The sequence below is a fragment of the Photobacterium damselae subsp. damselae genome (assembly GCF_038086725.1).
GTDB classification, from domain to species: domain Bacteria; phylum Pseudomonadota; class Gammaproteobacteria; order Enterobacterales; family Vibrionaceae; genus Photobacterium; species Photobacterium damselae.
In genome coordinates this window covers 376,255-399,701 of record NZ_CP146970.1, presented here as the reverse complement: position 1 = coordinate 399,701, position 23,447 = coordinate 376,255, and the positions used below count along the sequence as shown (strand labels likewise).

The following is a 23,447-nucleotide window of genomic DNA, read 5'->3' as shown; positions in this document are numbered from 1 at the left end:
TTAAAAACTGACTATCGCGATACTCGATCACTCGATTCTCGCGTCTCAAACTTACATTCAAGTGTTTGTGGAGTCCGATAAAACCCCTTGGGTGTTGTATGGTTAAGCCTCACGGGCAATTAGTACAGGTTAGCTCAACGCCTCACAGCGCTTACACACCCTGCCTATCTACGTCGTAGTCTCCAACAACCCTTTAGGATACTTAAAGTATCAGGGATGACTCATCTTGAGGCTCGCTTCCCGCTTAGATGCTTTCAGCGGTTATCGATTCCGAACTTAGCTACCGGGCAATGCGTCTGGCGACACAACCCGAACACCAGAGGTTCGTCCACTCCGGTCCTCTCGTACTAGGAGCAGCCCCTCTCAATCATCCAACGCCCACGGCAGATAGGGACCGAACTGTCTCACGACGTTCTAAACCCAGCTCGCGTACCACTTTAAATGGCGAACAGCCATACCCTTGGGACCGACTTCAGCCCCAGGATGTGATGAGCCGACATCGAGGTGCCAAACACCGCCGTCGATATGAACTCTTGGGCGGTATCAGCCTGTTATCCCCGGAGTACCTTTTATCCGTTGAGCGATGGCCCTTCCATACAGAACCACCGGATCACTATGACCTGCTTTCGCACCTGCTCGAACCGTCATTCTCGCAGTTAAGCGGGCTTATGCCATTGCACTAACCTCACGATGTCCGACCGTGATTAGCCCACCTTCGTGCTCCTCCGTTACTCTTTGGGAGGAGACCGCCCCAGTCAAACTACCCACCAGGCACTGTCCTCACCCCAGATGATGGGGCCAAGTTAGAACATCAACACTACAAGGGTGGTATTTCAAGGACGACTCCACGCAAACTGGCGTCTGCGTTTCAAAGTCTCCCACCTATCCTACACATGTAGGGTCAATGTTCAGTGCCAAGCTGTAGTAAAGGTTCACGGGGTCTTTCCGTCTAGCCGCGGGTACGCTGCATCTTCACAGCGATTTCAATTTCACTGAGTCTCGGGTGGAGACAGCGTGGCCATCATTACGCCATTCGTGCAGGTCGGAACTTACCCGACAAGGAATTTCGCTACCTTAGGACCGTTATAGTTACGGCCGCCGTTTACCGGGGCTTCGATCAAGAGCTTCGACTTACGTCTAACCCCATCAATTAACCTTCCGGCACCGGGCAGGCGTCACACCGTATACGTCATCTTTCGATTTTGCACAGTGCTGTGTTTTTAATAAACAGTTGCAGCCACCTGGTATCTGCGACTCTCGACAGCTCCATCCGCGAGGGACTTCACCGTTAAGAGCGTACCTTCTCCCGAAGTTACGGTACCATTTTGCCTAGTTCCTTCACCCGAGTTCTCTCAAGCGCCTTGGTATTCTCTACCCGACCACCTGTGTCGGTTTGGGGTACGATTTCTTACTATCTGAAGCTTAGAGGCTTTTCCCGGAAGCATGGCATCAATGACTTCGCTACCATAGTAGCTCGACATCGTATCTCAGTGTTAATGATGAACCGGATTTGCCTAATTCATCCACCTACGTACTTGGACCTGGACAACCGTCGCCAGGCTCACCTAGCCTTCTCCGTCCCCCCATCGCAATAGTAAGAAGTACGGGAATATTAACCCGTTTCCCATCGACTACGCCTTTCGGCCTCGCCTTAGGGGTCGACTCACCCTGCCCCGATTAACGTTGGACAGGAACCCTTGGTCTTCCGGCGAGGGAGTTTTTCACTCCCTTTGTCGTTACTCATGTCAGCATTCGCACTTCTGATACCTCCAGCACACTTTACAATGCACCTTCGACGGCTTACAGAACGCTCCCCTACCCAATGTGCGTAGCACATTGCCGCAGCTTCGGTGTATAGCTTAGCCCCGTTAAATCTTCCGCGCAGGCCGACTCGACCAGTGAGCTATTACGCTTTCTTTAAATGATGGCTGCTTCTAAGCCAACATCCTGGCTGTCTGAGCCTTCCCACATCGTTTCCCACTTAGCTATAACTTTGGGACCTTAGCTGGCGGTCTGGGTTGTTTCCCTCTTCACGACGGACGTTAGCACCCGCCGTGTGTCTCCCGGATAGTACTTACTGGTATTCGGAGTTTGCAAAGGGTTGGTAAGTCGGGATGACCCCCTAGCCTTAACAGTGCTCTACCCCCAGTAGTATTCGTCCGAGGCGCTACCTAAATAGCTTTCGGGGAGAACCAGCTATCTCCGAGTTTGATTGGCCTTTCACCCCTAGCCACAAGTCATCCGCTAATTTTTCAACATTAGTCGGTTCGGTCCTCCAATTGATGTTACTCAATCTTCAACCTGCCCATGGCTAGATCACTCGGTTTCGGGTCTAATCCTAGCAACTATGACGCCCAGTTAAGACTCGGTTTCCCTACGGCTCCCCTAGATGGTTAACCTTGCTACTAAAATTAAGTCGCTGACCCATTATACAAAAGGTACGCAGTCACAGGACAAGCCTGCTCCTACTGCTTGTACGTACACGGTTTCAGGTTCTATTTCACTCCCCTCACAGGGGTACTTTTCGCCTTTCCCTCACGGTACTGGTTCACTATCGGTCAGTCAGGAGTATTTAGCCTTGGAGGATGGTCCCCCCATATTCAGACAGGATAACACGTGTCCCGTCCTACTCGATTTCACTGATAAAGCGTTGTTGGTTACGGGGCTATCACCCTTTATTGCCATGCTTTCCAGCATGTTCACCTAACGCAAGATTAGCTTAAGGGCTAATCCGGTTTCGCTCGCCGCTACTGCCGGAATCTCGGTTGATTTCTCTTCCTCGGGGTACTTAGATGTTTCAGTTCCCCCGGTTCGCCTCACAATGCTATGAATTCACATTGAGATAACTGCTTATGCAGCTGGGTTTCCCCATTCGGAAATCGTAGACTCAAGTGGCTCTTACTGCCTCATCTACGCTTATCGCAAGTTAGTACGTCCTTCATCGCCTCTGACTGCCCAGGCATCCACCGTGTACGCTTAGTCACTTAACCATACAACCCCAAGAGGTTTCGTATGGCTCAACAACCAAGGTTTTTATGTTTTCGCCGGACTCTTACACAAGACACTTGAATGTGTTTGTTTTGAGAACTCGTTTTTATCTTTCGATAAAAACTTACAATAAATCAATCATTCGATTGAATTTACTAGTCAGCTTTCCAGATTGTTAAAGAGCATTGTGTTTCTTTCGAACCACTTCTTAAAGACACTCGATAGTGTGTTTAAGAAGTGGTGGAGCTATGCGGGATCGAACCGCAGACCTCCTGCGTGCAAGGCAGGCGCTCTCCCAGCTGAGCTATAACCCCATCGAAACAAAAGACTTAACCATCACTTTCTCTGGGAGAGAAAGTGGTGGGTCTGAGTGGACTCGAACCACCGACCTCACCCTTATCAGGGGTGCGCTCTAACCACCTGAGCTACAGACCCAAGTCTTTTTGCGTTCTTTACTATTAACCAAGCAATCTGTGTGGACACTGCGTAAAACGCAGTCTTTTTTGTAAGGAGGTGATCCAGCCCCAGGTTCCCCTAGGGCTACCTTGTTACGACTTCACCCCAGTCATGAACCACACCGTGGTAAACGCCCTCCCGAAGGTTAAGCTATCTACTTCTGGTGCAGCCCACTCCCATGGTGTGACGGGCGGTGTGTACAAGGCCCGGGAACGTATTCACCGTGGCATTCTGATCCACGATTACTAGCGATTCCGACTTCACGGAGTCGAGTTGCAGACTCCGATCCGGACTACGACATACTTTCTGGGATTCGCTCCACCTCGCGGTCTTGCTGCCCTCTGTATATGCCATTGTAGCACGTGTGTAGCCCTACTCGTAAGGGCCATGATGACTTGACGTCGTCCCCACCTTCCTCCGGTTTATCACCGGCAGTCTCCCTGGAGTTCCCACCCGAAGTGCTGGCAAACAAGGATAAGGGTTGCGCTCGTTGCGGGACTTAACCCAACATTTCACAACACGAGCTGACGACAGCCATGCAGCACCTGTCTCAGAGTTCCCGAAGGCACACTCGAATCTCTTCAAGCTTCTCTGGATGTCAAGAGTAGGTAAGGTTCTTCGCGTTGCATCGAATTAAACCACATGCTCCACCGCTTGTGCGGGCCCCCGTCAATTCATTTGAGTTTTAATCTTGCGACCGTACTCCCCAGGCGGTCTACTTAACGCGTTAGCTCCGAAAGCCACGGCTCAAGGCCACAACCTCCAAGTAGACATCGTTTACGGCGTGGACTACCAGGGTATCTAATCCTGTTTGCTCCCCACGCTTTCGCATCTGAGCGTCAGTCTTTGTCCAGGGGGCCGCCTTCGCCACTGGTATTCCTTCAGATCTCTACGCATTTCACCGCTACACCTGAAATTCTACCCCCCTCTACAAGACTCTAGCCTGCCAGTTTCAAATGCAATTCCGAGGTTAAGCCCCGGGCTTTCACATCTGACTTAACAGGCCGCCTGCATGCGCTTTACGCCCAGTAATTCCGATTAACGCTCGCACCCTCCGTATTACCGCGGCTGCTGGCACGGAGTTAGCCGGTGCTTCTTCTGTAGGTAACGTCAAATAGTGCAGGTGTTAACTACACTACCTTCCTCCCTACTGAAAGTGCTTTACAACCCGAAGGCCTTCTTCACACACGCGGCATGGCTGCATCAGGGTTTCCCCCATTGTGCAATATTCCCCACTGCTGCCTCCCGTAGGAGTCTGGACCGTGTCTCAGTTCCAGTGTGGCTGATCATCCTCTCAGACCAGCTAGGGATCGTAGCCTTGGTGAGCCATTACCTCACCAACAAGCTAATCCCACCTGGGCTAATCCTGACGCGAGAGGCCCGAAGGTCCCCCTCTTTGCTCCGAAGAGATTATGCGGTATTAGCTATCGTTTCCAATAGTTATCCCCCACATCAGGGCATATTCCCAGGCATTACTCACCCGTCCGCCGCTCGCCGCCCTTAACGTTCCCCGAAGGTTCAGTTAAGTCGCTGCCGCTCGACTTGCATGTGTTAGGCCTGCCGCCAGCGTTCAATCTGAGCCATGATCAAACTCTTCAATTAAAGTTTTGTTGTATCTAACGATACGGCTCAATGAATACTGTTAATTCATCATAAATGATGAATGAATTGACTGTGCTGATACTTACGTATCACTTGGTCACTCAGTTTCATTGATTAAATCTTTTAGACTAAATCATTTCACGAGTGCCCACACAGATTGCATGGTCAAATTGTTAAAGAACGTTGACTATTCAATGCCTTGGCGCTTTGCGCTTCAGCAAGTCAGGTGGCGTATAATACGCTTTTCTGATATTCAGTCAAGATAAAATTTTCAACTTTTTCACTAAGTGGTTAAAAAGTAAAAACCTTATATTGACGTCGCTCACATTCCAATCAGTGGGAGCGAAATAAAAGCCCGCTCAGCAAAGCGGGCTTTCAAAATGGGCGCTTGGCGATGTCCTACTCTCACATGGGGAGACCCCACACTACCATCGGCGCTGCTGCGTTTCACTTCTGAGTTCGGCATGGATTCAGGTGGGACCACAGCGCTAAGGTCGCCAAGCAAATTCTTTTTCGTTACGAGTGTCGAGATTTCTCGATACGAGACTCCTAACGTTACAATCTTAAAAACTGACTATCGCGATACTCGATAACTCGATTCTCGCGGTCTCAAACTTACATTCAAGTGTTTGTGGAGTCCGATAAAACCCCTTGGGTGTTGTATGGTTAAGCCTCACGGGCAATTAGTACAGGTTAGCTCAACGCCTCACAGCGCTTACACACCCTGCCTATCTACGTCGTAGTCTCCAACAACCCTTTAGGATACTTAAAGTATCAGGGATGACTCATCTTGAGGCTCGCTTCCCGCTTAGATGCTTTCAGCGGTTATCGATTCCGAACTTAGCTACCGGGCAATGCGTCTGGCGACACAACCCGAACACCAGAGGTTCGTCCACTCCGGTCCTCTCGTACTAGGAGCAGCCCCTCTCAATCATCCAACGCCCACGGCAGATAGGGACCGAACTGTCTCACGACGTTCTAAACCCAGCTCGCGTACCACTTTAAATGGCGAACAGCCATACCCTTGGGACCGACTTCAGCCCCAGGATGTGATGAGCCGACATCGAGGTGCCAAACACCGCCGTCGATATGAACTCTTGGGCGGTATCAGCCTGTTATCCCCGGAGTACCTTTTATCCGTTGAGCGATGGCCCTTCCATACAGAACCACCGGATCACTATGACCTGCTTTCGCACCTGCTCGAACCGTCATTCTCGCAGTTAAGCGGGCTTATGCCATTGCACTAACCTCACGATGTCCGACCGTGATTAGCCCACCTTCGTGCTCCTCCGTTACTCTTTGGGAGGAGACCGCCCCAGTCAAACTACCCACCAGGCACTGTCCTCACCCCAGATGATGGGGCCAAGTTAGAACATCAACACTACAAGGGTGGTATTTCAAGGACGACTCCACGCAAACTGGCGTCTGCGTTTCAAAGTCTCCCACCTATCCTACACATGTAGGGTCAATGTTCAGTGCCAAGCTGTAGTAAAGGTTCACGGGGTCTTTCCGTCTAGCCGCGGGTACGCTGCATCTTCACAGCGATTTCAATTTCACTGAGTCTCGGGTGGAGACAGCGTGGCCATCATTACGCCATTCGTGCAGGTCGGAACTTACCCGACAAGGAATTTCGCTACCTTAGGACCGTTATAGTTACGGCCGCCGTTTACCGGGGCTTCGATCAAGAGCTTCGACTTACGTCTAACCCCATCAATTAACCTTCCGGCACCGGGCAGGCGTCACACCGTATACGTCATCTTTCGATTTTGCACAGTGCTGTGTTTTTAATAAACAGTTGCAGCCACCTGGTATCTGCGACTCTCGACAGCTCCATCCGCGAGGGACTTCACCGTTAAGAGCGTACCTTCTCCCGAAGTTACGGTACCATTTTGCCTAGTTCCTTCACCCGAGTTCTCTCAAGCGCCTTGGTATTCTCTACCCGACCACCTGTGTCGGTTTGGGGTACGATTTCTTACTATCTGAAGCTTAGAGGCTTTTCCCGGAAGCATGGCATCAATGACTTCGCTACCGTAGTAGCTCGACATCGTATCTCAGTGTTAATGATGAACCGGATTTGCCTAATTCATCCACCTACGTACTTGGACCTGGACAACCGTCGCCAGGCTCACCTAGCCTTCTCCGTCCCCCCATCGCAATAGTAAGAAGTACGGGAATATTAACCCGTTTCCCATCGACTACGCCTTTCGGCCTCGCCTTAGGGGTCGACTCACCCTGCCCCGATTAACGTTGGACAGGAACCCTTGGTCTTCCGGCGAGGGAGTTTTTCACTCCCTTTGTCGTTACTCATGTCAGCATTCGCACTTCTGATACCTCCAGCACACTTTACAATGCACCTTCGACGGCTTACAGAACGCTCCCCTACCCAATGTGCGTAGCACATTGCCGCAGCTTCGGTGTATAGCTTAGCCCCGTTAAATCTTCCGCGCAGGCCGACTCGACCAGTGAGCTATTACGCTTTCTTTAAATGATGGCTGCTTCTAAGCCAACATCCTGGCTGTCTGAGCCTTCCCACATCGTTTCCCACTTAGCTATAACTTTGGGACCTTAGCTGGCGGTCTGGGTTGTTTCCCTCTTCACGACGGACGTTAGCACCCGCCGTGTGTCTCCCGGATAGTACTTACTGGTATTCGGAGTTTGCAAAGGGTTGGTAAGTCGGGATGACCCCCTAGCCTTAACAGTGCTCTACCCCCAGTAGTATTCGTCCGAGGCGCTACCTAAATAGCTTTCGGGGAGAACCAGCTATCTCCGAGTTTGATTGGCCTTTCACCCCTAGCCACAAGTCATCCGCTAATTTTTCAACATTAGTCGGTTCGGTCCTCCAATTGATGTTACTCAATCTTCAACCTGCCCATGGCTAGATCACTCGGTTTCGGGTCTAATCCTAGCAACTATGACGCCCAGTTAAGACTCGGTTTCCCTACGGCTCCCCTAGATGGTTAACCTTGCTACTAAAATTAAGTCGCTGACCCATTATACAAAAGGTACGCAGTCACAGGACAAGCCTGCTCCTACTGCTTGTACGTACACGGTTTCAGGTTCTATTTCACTCCCCTCACAGGGGTACTTTTCGCCTTTCCCTCACGGTACTGGTTCACTATCGGTCAGTCAGGAGTATTTAGCCTTGGAGGATGGTCCCCCCATATTCAGACAGGATAACACGTGTCCCGTCCTACTCGATTTCACTGATAAAGCGTTGTTGGTTACGGGGCTATCACCCTTTATTGCCATGCTTTCCAGCATGTTCACCTAACGCAAGATTAGCTTAAGGGCTAATCCGGTTTCGCTCGCCGCTACTGCCGGAATCTCGGTTGATTTCTCTTCCTCGGGGTACTTAGATGTTTCAGTTCCCCCGGTTCGCCTCACAATGCTATGAATTCACATTGAGATAACTGCTTATGCAGCTGGGTTTCCCCATTCGGAAATCGTAGACTCAAGTGGCTCTTACTGCCTCATCTACGCTTATCGCAAGTTAGTACGTCCTTCATCGCCTCTGACTGCCCAGGCATCCACCGTGTACGCTTAGTCACTTAACCATACAACCCCAAGAGGTTTCGTATGGCTCAACAACCAAGGTTTTTATGTTTTCGCCGGACTCTTACACAAGACACTTGAATGTGTTTGTTTTGAGAACTCGTTTTTATCTTTCGATAAAAACTTAAAATAAATCAATCATTCGATTGAATTTACTAGTCAGCTTTCCAGATTGTTAAAGAGCATAACGCAAAAGCGTTAATCAATAACTTATGTTATTCATTAGCACTTTTGCTATTTCTAAAACCATTTCACCAAGCAATCTGTGTGGACACTACGCAAAGCGCAGTCTTTTTTGTAAGGAGGTGATCCAGCCCCAGGTTCCCCTAGGGCTACCTTGTTACGACTTCACCCCAGTCATGAACCACACCGTGGTAAACGCCCTCCCGAAGGTTAAGCTATCTACTTCTGGTGCAGCCCACTCCCATGGTGTGACGGGCGGTGTGTACAAGGCCCGGGAACGTATTCACCGTGGCATTCTGATCCACGATTACTAGCGATTCCGACTTCACGGAGTCGAGTTGCAGACTCCGATCCGGACTACGACATACTTTCTGGGATTCGCTCCACCTCGCGGTCTTGCTGCCCTCTGTATATGCCATTGTAGCACGTGTGTAGCCCTACTCGTAAGGGCCATGATGACTTGACGTCGTCCCCACCTTCCTCCGGTTTATCACCGGCAGTCTCCCTGGAGTTCCCACCCGAAGTGCTGGCAAACAAGGATAAGGGTTGCGCTCGTTGCGGGACTTAACCCAACATTTCACAACACGAGCTGACGACAGCCATGCAGCACCTGTCTCAGAGTTCCCGAAGGCACACTCGAATCTCTTCAAGCTTCTCTGGATGTCAAGAGTAGGTAAGGTTCTTCGCGTTGCATCGAATTAAACCACATGCTCCACCGCTTGTGCGGGCCCCCGTCAATTCATTTGAGTTTTAATCTTGCGACCGTACTCCCCAGTCGGCCTACTTAACGCGTTAGCTCCGAAAGCCACGGCTCAAGGCCACAACCTCCAAGTAGACATCGTTTACGGCGTGGACTACCAGGGTATCTAATCCTGTTTGCTCCCCACGCTTTCGCATCTGAGCGTCAGTCTTTGTCCAGGGGGCCGCCTTCGCCACTGGTATTCCTTCAGATCTCTACGCATTTCACCGCTACACCTGAAATTCTACCCCCTCTACAAGACTCTAGCCTGCCAGTTTCAAATGCAATTCCGAGGTTAAGCCCCGGGCTTTCACATCTGACTTAACAGGCCGCCTGCATGCGCTTTACGCCCAGTAATTCCGATTAACGCTCGCACCCTCCGTATTACCGCGGCTGCTGGCACGGAGTTAGCCGGTGCTTCTTCTGTAGGTAACGTCAAATAATGCAGGTGTTAACTGCACTACCTTCCTCCCTACTGAAAGTGCTTTACAACCCGAAGGCCTTCTTCACACACGCGGCATGGCTGCATCAGGGTTTCCCCCATTGTGCAATATTCCCCACTGCTGCCTCCCGTAGGAGTCTGGACCGTGTCTCAGTTCCAGTGTGGCTGATCATCCTCTCAGACCAGCTAGGGATCGTAGCCTTGGTGAGCCATTACCTCACCAACAAGCTAATCCCACCTGGGCTAATCCTGACGCGAGAGGCCCGAAGGTCCCCCTCTTTGCTCCGAAGAGATTATGCGGTATTAGCTATCGTTTCCAATAGTTATCCCCCACATCAGGGCATATTCCCAGGCATTACTCACCCGTCCGCCGCTCGCCGCCCTTAACGTTCCCCGAAGGTTCAGTTAAGTCGCTGCCGCTCGACTTGCATGTGTTAGGCCTGCCGCCAGCGTTCAATCTGAGCCATGATCAAACTCTTCAATTAAAGTTTTGTTGTATCTAACGATACGGCTCAATGAATACTGTTAATTCATCATAAATGATGAATGAATTGACTGTGCTGATACCGAAGTATCAATTTGGTCACTCAGTTTCATTGATTAAATCTTTTAGACTAAATCATTTCACGAGTGCCCACACAGATTGCATGGTCAAATTGTTAAAGAACGTTGACTATTCAATGCCTTAGCGTTTTATGCTTCAGCAAGTCAGGTGACGTATAATACGCTTTTCTGATATTCAGTCAAGATAAAATTTTCAACTTTTTCACCAAGTGATTAAAAAGTAAAAACCTTATATTGACGTCGCTCACATTCCAATCAGTGGGAGCGAAATAAAAGCCCGCTCAGCAAAGCGGGCTTTCAAAATGGGCGCTTGGCGATGTCCTACTCTCACATGGGGAGACCCCACACTACCATCGGCGCTGCTGCGTTTCACTTCTGAGTTCGGCATGGATTCAGGTGGGACCACAGCGCTAAGGTCGCCAAGCAAATTCTTTTTCGTTACGAGTGTCGAGATTTCTCGATACGAGACTCCTAACGTTACAATCTTAAAAACTGACTATCGCGATACTCGATCACTCGATTCTCGCGTCTCAAACTTACATTCAAGTGTTTGTGGAGTCCGATAAAACCCCTTGGGTGTTGTATGGTTAAGCCTCACGGGCAATTAGTACAGGTTAGCTCAACGCCTCACAGCGCTTACACACCCTGCCTATCTACGTCGTAGTCTCCAACAACCCTTTAGGATACTTAAAGTATCAGGGATGACTCATCTTGAGGCTCGCTTCCCGCTTAGATGCTTTCAGCGGTTATCGATTCCGAACTTAGCTACCGGGCAATGCGTCTGGCGACACAACCCGAACACCAGAGGTTCGTCCACTCCGGTCCTCTCGTACTAGGAGCAGCCCCTCTCAATCATCCAACGCCCACGGCAGATAGGGACCGAACTGTCTCACGACGTTCTAAACCCAGCTCGCGTACCACTTTAAATGGCGAACAGCCATACCCTTGGGACCGACTTCAGCCCCAGGATGTGATGAGCCGACATCGAGGTGCCAAACACCGCCGTCGATATGAACTCTTGGGCGGTATCAGCCTGTTATCCCCGGAGTACCTTTTATCCGTTGAGCGATGGCCCTTCCATACAGAACCACCGGATCACTATGACCTGCTTTCGCACCTGCTCGAACCGTCATTCTCGCAGTTAAGCGGGCTTATGCCATTGCACTAACCTCACGATGTCCGACCGTGATTAGCCCACCTTCGTGCTCCTCCGTTACTCTTTGGGAGGAGACCGCCCCAGTCAAACTACCCACCAGGCACTGTCCTCACCCCAGATGATGGGGCCAAGTTAGAACATCAACACTACAAGGGTGGTATTTCAAGGACGACTCCACGCAAACTGGCGTCTGCGTTTCAAAGTCTCCCACCTATCCTACACATGTAGGGTCAATGTTCAGTGCCAAGCTGTAGTAAAGGTTCACGGGGTCTTTCCGTCTAGCCGCGGGTACGCTGCATCTTCACAGCGATTTCAATTTCACTGAGTCTCGGGTGGAGACAGCGTGGCCATCATTACGCCATTCGTGCAGGTCGGAACTTACCCGACAAGGAATTTCGCTACCTTAGGACCGTTATAGTTACGGCCGCCGTTTACCGGGGCTTCGATCAAGAGCTTCGACTTACGTCTAACCCCATCAATTAACCTTCCGGCACCGGGCAGGCGTCACACCGTATACGTCATCTTTCGATTTTGCACAGTGCTGTGTTTTTAATAAACAGTTGCAGCCACCTGGTATCTGCGACTCTCGACAGCTCCATCCGCGAGGGACTTCACCATTAAGAGCGTACCTTCTCCCGAAGTTACGGTACCATTTTGCCTAGTTCCTTCACCCGAGTTCTCTCAAGCGCCTTGGTATTCTCTACCCGACCACCTGTGTCGGTTTGGGGTACGATTTCTTACTATCTGAAGCTTAGAGGCTTTTCCCGGAAGCATGGCATCAATGACTTCGCTACCGTAGTAGCTCGACATCGTACCTCAGTGTTAATGATGAACCGGATTTGCCTAATTCATCCACCTACGTACTTGGACCTGGACAACCGTCGCCAGGCTCACCTAGCCTTCTCCGTCCCCCCATCGCAATAGTAAGAAGTACGGGAATATTAACCCGTTTCCCATCGACTACGCCTTTCGGCCTCGCCTTAGGGGTCGACTCACCCTGCCCCGATTAACGTTGGACAGGAACCCTTGGTCTTCCGGCGAGGGAGTTTTTCACTCCCTTTGTCGTTACTCATGTCAGCATTCGCACTTCTGATACCTCCAGCACACTTTACAATGCACCTTCAACGGCTTACAGAACGCTCCCCTACCCAATGTGCATAAGCACATTGCCGCAGCTTCGGTGTATAGCTTAGCCCCGTTAAATCTTCCGCGCAGGCCGACTCGACCAGTGAGCTATTACGCTTTCTTTAAATGATGGCTGCTTCTAAGCCAACATCCTGGCTGTCTGAGCCTTCCCACATCGTTTCCCACTTAGCTATAACTTTGGGACCTTAGCTGGCGGTCTGGGTTGTTTCCCTCTTCACGACGGACGTTAGCACCCGCCGTGTGTCTCCCGGATAGTACTTACTGGTATTCGGAGTTTGCAAAGGGTTGGTAAGTCGGGATGACCCCCTAGCCTTAACAGTGCTCTACCCCCAGTAGTATTCGTCCGAGGCGCTACCTAAATAGCTTTCGGGGAGAACCAGCTATCTCCGAGTTTGATTGGCCTTTCACCCCTAGCCACAAGTCATCCGCTAATTTTTCAACATTAGTCGGTTCGGTCCTCCAATTGATGTTACTCAATCTTCAACCTGCCCATGGCTAGATCACTCGGTTTCGGGTCTAATCCTAGCAACTATGACGCCCAGTTAAGACTCGGTTTCCCTACGGCTCCCCTAGATGGTTAACCTTGCTACTAAAATTAAGTCGCTGACCCATTATACAAAAGGTACGCAGTCACAGGACAAGCCTGCTCCTACTGCTTGTACGTACACGGTTTCAGGTTCTATTTCACTCCCCTCACAGGGGTACTTTTCGCCTTTCCCTCACGGTACTGGTTCACTATCGGTCAGTCAGGAGTATTTAGCCTTGGAGGATGGTCCCCCCATATTCAGACAGGATAACACGTGTCCCGTCCTACTCGATTTCACTGAAAATGCGCTGTTGGTTACGGGGCTATCACCCTTTATTGCCATGCTTTCCAGCATGTTCACCTAACGCAAGATTAGCTTAAGGGCTAATCCGGTTTCGCTCGCCGCTACTGCCGGAATCTCGGTTGATTTCTCTTCCTCGGGGTACTTAGATGTTTCAGTTCCCCCGGTTCGCCTCACAATGCTATGAATTCACATTGAGATAACTGCTTATGCAGCTGGGTTTCCCCATTCGGAAATCGTAGACTCAAGTGGCTCTTACTGCCTCATCTACGCTTATCGCAAGTTAGTACGTCCTTCATCGCCTCTGACTGCCCAGGCATCCACCGTGTACGCTTAGTCACTTAACCATACAACCCCAAGAGGTTTCGTATGGCTCAACAACCAAGGTTTTTATGTTTTCGCCGGACTCTTACACAAGACACTTGAATGTGTTTGTTTTGAGAACTCGTTTTTATCTTTCGATAAAAACTTACAATAAATCAATCATTCGATTGAATTTACTAGTCAGCTTTCCAGATTGTTAAAGAGCATAACGCAAAAGCGTTAATCAATAACTTATGTTATTCATTAGCACTTTTGCTATTTCTAAAACCATTTCACCAAGCAATCTGTGTGGACACTGCGTAAAGCGCAGTCTTTTTTGTAAGGAGGTGATCCAGCCCCAGGTTCCCCTAGGGCTACCTTGTTACGACTTCACCCCAGTCATGAACCACACCGTGGTAAACGCCCTCCCGAAGGTTAAGCTATCTACTTCTGGTGCAGCCCACTCCCATGGTGTGACGGGCGGTGTGTACAAGGCCCGGGAACGTATTCACCGTGGCATTCTGATCCACGATTACTAGCGATTCCGACTTCACGGAGTCGAGTTGCAGACTCCGATCCGGACTACGACATACTTTCTGGGATTCGCTCCACCTCGCGGTCTTGCTGCCCTCTGTATATGCCATTGTAGCACGTGTGTAGCCCTACTCGTAAGGGCCATGATGACTTGACGTCGTCCCCACCTTCCTCCGGTTTATCACCGGCAGTCTCCCTGGAGTTCCCACCCGAAGTGCTGGCAAACAAGGATAAGGGTTGCGCTCGTTGCGGGACTTAACCCAACATTTCACAACACGAGCTGACGACAGCCATGCAGCACCTGTCTCAGAGTTCCCGAAGGCACACTCGAATCTCTTCAAGCTTCTCTGGATGTCAAGAGTAGGTAAGGTTCTTCGCGTTGCATCGAATTAAACCACATGCTCCACCGCTTGTGCGGGCCCCCGTCAATTCATTTGAGTTTTAATCTTGCGACCGTACTCCCCAGGCGGTCTACTTAACGCGTTAGCTCCGAAAGCCACGGCTCAAGGCCACAACCTCCAAGTAGACATCGTTTACGGCGTGGACTACCAGGGTATCTAATCCTGTTTGCTCCCCACGCTTTCGCATCTGAGCGTCAGTCTTTGTCCAGGGGGCCGCCTTCGCCACTGGTATTCCTTCAGATCTCTACGCATTTCACCGCTACACCTGAAATTCTACCCCCCTCTACAAGACTCTAGCCTGCCAGTTTCAAATGCAATTCCGAGGTTAAGCCCCGGGCTTTCACATCTGACTTAACAGGCCGCCTGCATGCGCTTTACGCCCAGTAATTCCGATTAACGCTCGCACCCTCCGTATTACCGCGGCTGCTGGCACGGAGTTAGCCGGTGCTTCTTCTGTAGGTAACGTCAAATAATGCAGGTGTTAACTACACTACCTTCCTCCCTACTGAAAGTGCTTTACAACCCGAAGGCCTTCTTCACACACGCGGCATGGCTGCATCAGGGTTTCCCCCATTGTGCAATATTCCCCACTGCTGCCTCCCGTAGGAGTCTGGACCGTGTCTCAGTTCCAGTGTGGCTGATCATCCTCTCAGACCAGCTAGGGATCGTCGCCTTGGTGAGCCATTACCTCACCAACAAGCTAATCCCACCTGGGCTAATCCTGACGCGAGAGGCCCGAAGGTCCCCCTCTTTGCTCCGAAGAGATTATGCGGTATTAGCTATCGTTTCCAATAGTTATCCCCCACATCAGGGCATATTCCCAGGCATTACTCACCCGTCCGCCGCTCGCCGCCCTTAACGTTCCCCGAAGGTTCAGTTAAGTCGCTGCCGCTCGACTTGCATGTGTTAGGCCTGCCGCCAGCGTTCAATCTGAGCCATGATCAAACTCTTCAATTAAAGTTTTGTTGTATCTAATGATACGGCTCAATGAATACTGTTAATTCATCATAAATGATGAATGAATTGACTGTGCTGATACTCTTCTTTATATGAAGAAGCGAATCACTTGGTCACTCAGTTTCATTGATTAAATCTTTTAGACTAAATCATTTTACGAGTGCCCACACAGATTGCATGGTCAAATTGTTAAAGAACAATATCGATTTGGAACCGCTGTCCCGTCTCGATGTGGTGCATAATACAGTGATAAATTTTCAAGTCAACACATTTTTTAAAATTAATTTCTGCCAGCCCTTTATTTGTCTGGTTCCTTATAAGTTAACTTTTACTTTATTGCTTTATCTATATAGAAGAAGAAAAAATTATGAAATGATCAAAAAAAGATCGTACTTTACCCCCTAAACGACCAACAAACATCTTACACACCACTTAAGCACAAGTTATCCACAGAACTGAAAAACAGAATTAAAATATTGATTTTTAACCACTTAAACTGCAGCACCAACTAGTAAAACATCAAAAAAACAATAAAAACACCCTGTTAGCATCCTGTTTAAATAAAAAGGCCAAAATATAAACTTTTGACCTTTAATCATATAAATTACTTAATTTCGAGCAATAAAATAGGGATTCAATAACTCTGGCCGATGATATGACAACGTTTGACCATCTAATAGTTGAACCGAACCACCAGCACTTGTAAGAACGCACTGTCCTGCAGCGGTATCCCACATCATTGTCGGTCCTAGACGAGGATAAACATGAGCTCGTCCTTCAGCAATTAAGCAGAACTTTAATGAAGAACCGACTTCAATAAACTTATGCTCACCTAACTGGGTAAGATACGCTTGCAATTCAGAAGATGGATGAGAACGACTTCCTACAACCGTTGGTACCGTTGCTGGACGAACCTTTAATACTTCTTTTGTTGCTGATGTAATAAGCCATGCCTGCGATCCATCTGCAATCCAACTTTTTTGCAATGCCGGGGCATGAACAACACTAAGAATAGGTTTACCTTGCTCAACTAATGCAATATTAACGGTGAACTCGCCATTCTTACGAATAAACTCTTTCGTACCATCAAGTGGATCAACTAGCCAAAATTGCTGCCACTGTTGACGAACAGACCAATCTTGGTGAATTAACTCTTCAGATAGGATAGGAATATTGGGGGTAAGTTGACGTAATCGACTAACAATTATTTCATTAGCAGCTAAATCAGCAGATGTGACAGGACTATTGTCAGCTTTTGTCTCTACCGAAAGTTGGCCATGATAATGTTGCAAGATGATATTGCCGGCATCAGTTGCAATGGCAAGAAGCGTATCGAGTGAAATAGCCAATAGAAACCTCCTGTGAACTATTTGCTAATAATATGGCGAGCGTACAGCTCATCAACACACTTCGATACTAAATCTTCTATGTGGTTATCGCTACCAGAAACCAAATGGATCTCAGGCTCAAGCGGTTTCTCATAAATAGAGTCAATGCCCGTAAATTGCTTAATTTCACCTGCTCTGGCTTTTTTATATAGCCCCTTAGGATCACGCCGCTCACATTCAACTAATGAGGTATCGACAAACACTTCAATAAACTCACCATCTGCCACTAGATCACGAACTAACTGACGTTCTCTCCGTTCTGGCGAAATAAATGCACTGAGTACAATCAGTCCAGCATCAGCCATTAATGCTGCAACCTCTCCTATACGACGAATATTTTCCCTTCTGTCTTCAATAGAAAAGCCCAAATCCCGGCATAACCCATGACGAACATTATCACCATCAAGCAGATAAGTATGGTAGCCACGCTGAACCAATTCCTTTTCTAATGCACCAGCTATCGTCGATTTACCCGCACCACTTAAACCGGTAAACCAGAGAATGCAGGGGCGCTGTTGTTTCAGCTCTCCTCGTATCTGTTTATTGACTGAATGCTGATGCCAAATCACATTGTCTTTGACTAAAACTGAAGTCATTGCAACACTCCTTATTAAGAGGCAGAAAATGGAAAAAATAGAGGAATAAGCACAAGTACAGTGCTGGAATAAACTAAAGAGAGCGGCAATCCCAATTTAATAAAATCGCGTAGCTGATAATTTCCGACGCTATAGACCAATAAATTAGTTTGATAACCATAGGGTGAAATGAAACTGGCACTAGCGCCAAAAAGAACGGCCATAATAAAAGGCATAGGATCCACACCATATCCTAAGGCCAGACTATAACCGATGGGAAAAGCGAGAGCAGCTGCCGCATTATTGGTAATCAGCTCAGTAAGAACTAAAGTCAATAGATAGACTGCGATCAATCCACCATAGACGCCAAAACCGTTAAATGCCGTTATTAAAGCATCACCCAGCCGTTGCGAAAGACCCGTACTTAACATTAACTGAGCAAGAGATAAGGCTGAACCGATAATAACAATAATATCGATAGGAAAACGACGGCGGATTTCAGCCAGTGAGATCATGCCAAAAGCGAGTAATCCTACTAAAAGGATAGCCAATCCTTTTAGCAGAGGAACCCAATTTAAAAGTGCTAGTGCAATCACCGATATAAAGCTAACCAGAACTAGCGCACTCTTTCTTTGATCAAAACGGGCACTGGAATCAAGACCATTAAACAGAACAAACTCACGTGAAAGTTGGGCTCTATTAGTAAAGAAGGTCTTCCCCGGCACAATCACAAGCGTATCCCCAGCTTCCAGGCGAATATTGCCAAGCCCGCCAGCTAAGCGTTCATGACCACGACGAATTGCAACAACAACACCATCAAAACGCTCTCGAAAATCAGTCTGTTTTAACGTCTTACCACATAAATGGCCAGAATGACTCACCACCATCTCTAACATTGATTGCCCATTAAGATGATGCTGTCCAAAAAGCTCTAAACCATGGATCTCTTGTAAGGTAGTAACACTGTCAATATCACCACAAAAAAGTAAACGATCATTGGCAACCAATTCAGTATCAGGACACACAGGAGCAATGGTTCTCCCCTCTCGAATGATCTCGGCAAGAAACAATCGACGCAATGCACGCAAACCATTATCTGTGACACTTTTACCAATCAACTGCGAGTGTGACGCTACTGTTGCTTCAAGAAAATAAGGTAATGAATCATCATGATCATCATCGTAAGTAGGCAGGCTATAACTTAGGGGGATCAAAACAAACAACCCGACCACCAGCACTGCTAAGCCAATTCCAGATGGGGCGAAAAAGTCTAAACTGGGCAATCCTGCATTTTCTACAAAACTATTTACAATCAGATTTGTTGATGTGCCGATTAGCGTTAAAGTCCCGCCTAAAATAGCCGCATACGACAATGGCAATAAGAGCTTGGAGGGAGCATGACGTTGGTTTCGTTTAACCGCACCGATTAGAGAAACCACCACTGCTGTATTATTGGTTAAAGACGATAAGATCGCAGTTGAAAGGCCAAGTTTAGTAACAACTTTAGAATGGGATCCTTGAGAAATTTGTAATCCAACCCAACTGATCAAGCGCGTTTTCTCTAGCGCAATTGAAATTAGAATCAATAAAACTAAGGTCAGCAGAGAGCTATTAGTAAAATTACCGGCAAGCTCAGGCAATAACAGTAAATTACTTTGGTAAGCGATAAATGCAATGCCCGCAAATAACCACGTAGGCTTAATCTTGGTCACCACTAAAGCAATGACCAAAACTAACAACATGGATAATACCGCTCCTTGCTCCCAACTCATCAGCCGCTACCCTAACAATTTACTGATATCAGAGCTGTTCCAGTGCGGAAAATGCTTACGAATAAGCGCGTTTAACTCCAATTCAAATTGAGAGAAATTAGCTTGGGTTTGATTATTTTCTAACGGCTGACGAACCATGCCAGCGCCAACAGTAACATTGGTTAAGCGATCGATAATAATAAAGCCACCGGTATCTTTACACGCTTGGTAACTGTCAATAGCTAAGGTTTTATTGAATTTCACTTTTGCGAGTGCAATACCATTGAGGGGAAGTTGCTCCGTGCTAAATTGAGTTAACTTATTAATATCAATCTGATGTTCAAATCCAATGACTTGGCCTTGGGTTTTATTACCTGCAATTTTAATATCATATTCACGGCCAACGGTTAACGGCGACTCAGCCATCCAGACAATATCAGCCAATACTTGATTTGCTAAGGTTACAGACTCTGAGGCTGCAACGAGCGTATCACCTCGACTGATATCAATTTCATCGGTTAAAGTCACTGTAATCGCTTGCCCTGCTACGGCTTGCGGTAGATCGCCATCAAACGTCACGATACGTTCGATATAAGATTCTTTTTCTGACGGAAGTACCTTAACCTTATCTCCTACAGTTAACGTACCTGAGGCCAATGTGCCCGCAAAACCACGAAAATCAAGATGAGGACGATTAACATACTGCACAGGAAAGCGCATCACTTGTTGTGCTAATGAGTGGTTAACTTCAACTTGCTCTAAAACTGCCAATAATGAGTTCCCTTGATACCAAGGTGTCTTTGCACTTAATTCAACAACGTTATCCCCCTCAAGAGCAGATAATGGAATAAACGTTATCTCAATATTGGGATCCAATTGTTGGGCAAACTCTAAATACTGTTGTGAGATCTGAGCAAACACCGTGGGATCAAAGTCGATCAAATCCATTTTATTGATCGCTACAATAAAATGACGGATCCCAAGCAAAGATGCGATATAAGAGTGACGACGGGTCTGATCGAGAATTCCTTTACGAGCATCAATCAAAATAACCGCAACATCACAAGTTGACGCGCCTGTCGCCATATTTCGCGTATACTGCTCATGTCCTGGTGTATCGGCAATAATAAATTTACGCTTTTGAGTAGAAAAATAGCGGTAAGCAACGTCGATAGTGATCCCTTGCTCACGCTCAGCTTGCAGTCCATCTACCAACAAAGCCAAATCAGGTTTTTCTCCAGTTGTTCCAACTTTTTGGCTGTCAGCATGAATCGCCGCTAATTGATCTTCATAGATTTGCTGGGAATCATGCAGTAAACGCCCAATCAGAGTACTTTTACCATCATCAACCGAGCCACAAGTTAAAAAGCGTAATAATGATTTATTTTGATGTTGGTCGAGATAAGCTTCAATGCCAAGCTCGGCAACCTGTTGTTGAATTGCGTGGTTCATCTGCTCTCTCCTTAGAAATATCCCTGACGTTTTTTTAGCTCCATTGAGCCCGATTGGTCATGATCAATGGCTCGACCTTGGCGCTCACTGGATGTCGCCACCAGCATCTCTTCAATTATTTCAGGTAATGTGGTTGCCGTTGATTCAATGGCTCCAGTTAAGGGATAACAGCCAAGCGTTCTAAAACGGACACTCTTCTGCTCCACTTTATCGCTATCAGTAAGTGGCATTCGCTCATCATCGACCATAATTAACATGCCATCTCGCTCAACCACAGGGCGCTTATCGGCCAAATACAATGGAACAATTTCAATATTTTCAAGATAGATATATTGCCAAATATCCAGCTCAGTCCAATTGGAAAGGGGGAATACTCGAATGCTCTCACCTTTATTAATTTGACCGTTATAAGTGCGCCATAACTCAGGGCGCTGATTTTTGGGATCCCAGGTATGATTTTCATCACGGAAAGAATAAACCCGCTCTTTAGCCCGAGATTTCTCTTCATCACGACGAGCACCACCAAATGCAGCATCAAAACCATACTGATTTAATGCCTGCTTTAGTGCTTGGGTTTTCATAATGTCAGTATGTTTAGATGAACCATGTGTAAACGGCCCCACCCCCATCGCTAACCCTTCTGGATTTTTATGTACTAATAACTCAAAACCGTATTTCTTTGCCGTACGATCTCGAAATTCGATCATCTCGCGAAACTTCCAATCAGTATCGACATGAAGCAGTGGAAATGGGATCTTTCCTGGATAAAAGGCTTTGCGAGCCAAATGCAGCATGACCGATGAATCTTTACCAATTGAGTACATCATTACCGGATTATCAAACTCAGCGGCGACTTCACGAATAATGTGAATACTTTCTGCTTCTAACTGTTTGAGGTGGGTTAAACGTGCTAAATCCATGACTGTCTCCATTTATACCAAGTTCACAACAGCTGCAGGTGATGGCTGTGATTGTGTTTGATTAAACCATTGCAATTTCGACTGAAGAGCAACAACTTCACCAATCACAATCAAAGATGGCGACTGAGCCTGCTTTGCCAATTCTGATAACTGCGATAATTGCCCTACCAGCACTTTTTGTTCAGCTTGGGTTCCTCGTTCAATAATCGCGATAGGGGTATGACTAGGTCGCCCATAAGCTAAGAGCTGTTGTTGAATATAAGATGACTTAAGTAGTCCCATATAAATCACTAACGTTTGTCGTCCTCGAGCAAGCGTGCTCCAATCCAGATCATCTTGTTCTTGTTTTAAATGGCCGGTAATAAACATTGCACTTTGAGCATAATCACGATGAGTCAACGGAATACCGGCATAACTGGTTGCCCCAGCTGCCGCAGTAATACCCGGAACCACATCAAACTCAATTCCATGTTCCACCAAGACTTCCAGCTCTTCTCCTCCGCGGCCAAAAATAAAGGGATCGCCTCCTTTTAAACGCACTACTTTTTTACCCTGTAATGCAAACTCCACTAACAATTGGTTGGTTTGTTCTTGAGGAACACTATGACACCCCGCTTTTTTGCCGACAGAGACAAGCTGAGCATCACGGCGAACTAATTCTAAAATTTGAGACGAAACAAGTTGGTCATAGAGCACCACATCCGCTTGTTGCATCTGTTGTAGTGCCTTTAGGGTCAAAAGTTCGGGATCGCCAGGACCGGCCCCAACCAGAGAAACATGACCTACTGGATTTGATTGATGAGAAAGCGTGATGAGCTCTGCCTTAGCTTGCTCGATATTATTACTGGCAATCAGTTGAGCAAAACGACCACGAAAGGCTTGCTCCCAAAAATGTCGACGCGCAGAAAAAGAAGGTAATACTTGCTTTAGTTGAGCGCGAAACTCCCCTGCTACCTGAGCCATTTTGCCAAGATGCTGCGGCAATAACGCTTCTAATTTTTCTCGTACCAATCGAGCCAATACTGGCGCCTTTCCTGCCGATGAGATAGCAATCACAATAGGCGAGCGATCAATAATAGAAGGAACAATAAAGCTGCAACGTTGTGTATCATCAACCACATTAACCAAAATCTGACGTTGATTAGCCGCTTGATAAACCAACGCATTTATCGCTTTAGAATCTGTTGCTGCAATCGCTAAAAACATGCCATTCAACAACTCAGGGGCAAATGAATCAGCCAGTAGTACCACTTGTTGATTGGTAATTGCGGCTTGTATTTCGGGACTAACACTCTTTGCTACTAGATGCACATTCGCACCAGCCTTCAGTAACATTTGTGTCTTACGCCAAGCAACCTCACCACCACCTACAACTAAGCATGGACGTCGATTGATATCGGCAAAAATGGGGAGGTATTCCATAACCGTTTCCTATCTTCCTGAACTGTTAACCACTATAAGAAGGGATAGTTATTGCCGGAAATTCTAAAATTATCTTTTTTATTCCAAAA

At 47.7% G+C, this 23,447-nt stretch carries 6 protein-coding genes, 2 tRNA genes and 8 rRNA genes; all 16 read right to left on the bottom strand.

Annotated features, from left to right (window positions below):
- Positions 1 to 98 precede the first annotated feature (98 nt).
- The 16 genes from WAX86_RS01935 to cysG all read right to left on the bottom strand — a co-directional run bounded on the left by WAX86_RS01935 (position 99) and on the right by cysG (position 23,358).
- Positions 99 to 2,990: ribosomal RNA gene (locus WAX86_RS01935) — 23S ribosomal RNA — on the bottom strand.
- 236 nt (positions 2,991 to 3,226) lie between these two features.
- Positions 3,227 to 3,302 (bottom strand) — tRNA-Ala (locus tag WAX86_RS01930).
- 44 nt (positions 3,303 to 3,346) lie between these two features.
- Positions 3,347 to 3,423, bottom strand: a tRNA-Ile gene (locus WAX86_RS01925).
- Between the two features lie 71 nt (positions 3,424 to 3,494).
- Positions 3,495 to 5,046: ribosomal RNA gene (locus WAX86_RS01920) — 16S ribosomal RNA — on the bottom strand.
- Positions 5,047 to 5,432: 386 nt separating this feature from the next.
- Positions 5,433 to 5,548 (bottom strand): 5S ribosomal RNA (rrf, locus tag WAX86_RS01915).
- Positions 5,549 to 5,708: 160 nt separating this feature from the next.
- A 23S ribosomal RNA gene (locus WAX86_RS01910) occupies positions 5,709 to 8,600 on the bottom strand.
- Positions 8,601 to 8,896: 296 nt separating this feature from the next.
- Positions 8,897 to 10,447 (bottom strand): 16S ribosomal RNA (locus WAX86_RS01905).
- 387 nt (positions 10,448 to 10,834) lie between these two features.
- Positions 10,835 to 10,950 (bottom strand): 5S ribosomal RNA (gene rrf / locus WAX86_RS01900).
- A 159-nt stretch (positions 10,951 to 11,109) separates the two neighbouring features.
- Positions 11,110 to 14,002 (bottom strand): 23S ribosomal RNA (locus tag WAX86_RS01895).
- Between the two features lie 296 nt (positions 14,003 to 14,298).
- Positions 14,299 to 15,850 (bottom strand): 16S ribosomal RNA (locus WAX86_RS01890).
- Together the 16S, 23S and 5S rRNA genes with 2 tRNA genes alongside form the textbook arrangement of a ribosomal RNA operon.
- A 608-nt stretch (positions 15,851 to 16,458) precedes the next feature.
- Entirely contained in the window at positions 16,459 to 17,199 is a 741-nt protein-coding gene (cysQ, locus tag WAX86_RS01885) for a 3'(2'),5'-bisphosphate nucleotidase CysQ (protein ID WP_005301513.1), read from the bottom strand.
- 17 nt (positions 17,200 to 17,216) lie between these two features.
- The gene (gene cysC, locus WAX86_RS01880; protein WP_068968521.1) at positions 17,217 to 17,834 is read right to left on the bottom strand and encodes an adenylyl-sulfate kinase; all 618 of its coding nucleotides are present in this window, start codon (positions 17,832 to 17,834) and stop codon (positions 17,217 to 17,219) included.
- Positions 17,835 to 17,848: 14 nt separating this feature from the next.
- The gene (locus WAX86_RS01875) at positions 17,849 to 19,585 is read right to left on the bottom strand and encodes an SLC13 family permease (RefSeq protein WP_341489024.1); all 1,737 of its coding nucleotides are present in this window, start codon (positions 19,583 to 19,585) and stop codon (positions 17,849 to 17,851) included.
- Between the two features lie 6 nt (positions 19,586 to 19,591).
- On the bottom strand, positions 19,592 to 21,016 hold the full coding sequence (gene cysN / locus WAX86_RS01870; RefSeq protein WP_341489023.1) for a sulfate adenylyltransferase subunit CysN: 1,425 nt from the start codon (positions 21,014 to 21,016) through the stop codon (positions 19,592 to 19,594).
- A gap of 11 nt (positions 21,017 to 21,027) precedes the next feature.
- Complete coding sequence (gene cysD, locus WAX86_RS01865; protein WP_036764481.1) at positions 21,028 to 21,936, bottom strand: sulfate adenylyltransferase subunit CysD; 909 nt, start codon at positions 21,934 to 21,936, stop codon at positions 21,028 to 21,030.
- Between the two features lie 12 nt (positions 21,937 to 21,948).
- Positions 21,949 to 23,358, bottom strand: a complete 1,410-nt coding sequence (gene cysG / locus WAX86_RS01860) for a siroheme synthase CysG (RefSeq protein ID WP_341489022.1) — start codon at positions 23,356 to 23,358, stop codon at positions 21,949 to 21,951.
- Between the last annotated feature and the right edge of the window lie 89 nt (positions 23,359 to 23,447).

Bases quoted from the DNA above. Each gene is read 5' to 3' on its own strand.
- cysD (WP_036764481.1), bottom strand. From the start codon at position 21,936: ATGGATTTAGCACGTTTAACCCACCTCAAACAGTTAGAAGCAGAAAGT.
- WAX86_RS01875 (WP_341489024.1), bottom strand. From the start codon at position 19,585: ATGAGTTGGGAGCAAGGAGCGGTATTATCCATGTTGTTAGTTTTGGTC.
- cysN (WP_341489023.1), bottom strand. From the start codon at position 21,016: ATGAACCACGCAATTCAACAACAGGTTGCCGAGCTTGGCATTGAAGCT.
- cysC (WP_068968521.1), bottom strand. From the start codon at position 17,834: ATGACTTCAGTTTTAGTCAAAGACAATGTGATTTGGCATCAGCATTCA.
- cysG (WP_341489022.1), bottom strand. From the start codon at position 23,358: ATGGAATACCTCCCCATTTTTGCCGATATCAATCGACGTCCATGCTTA.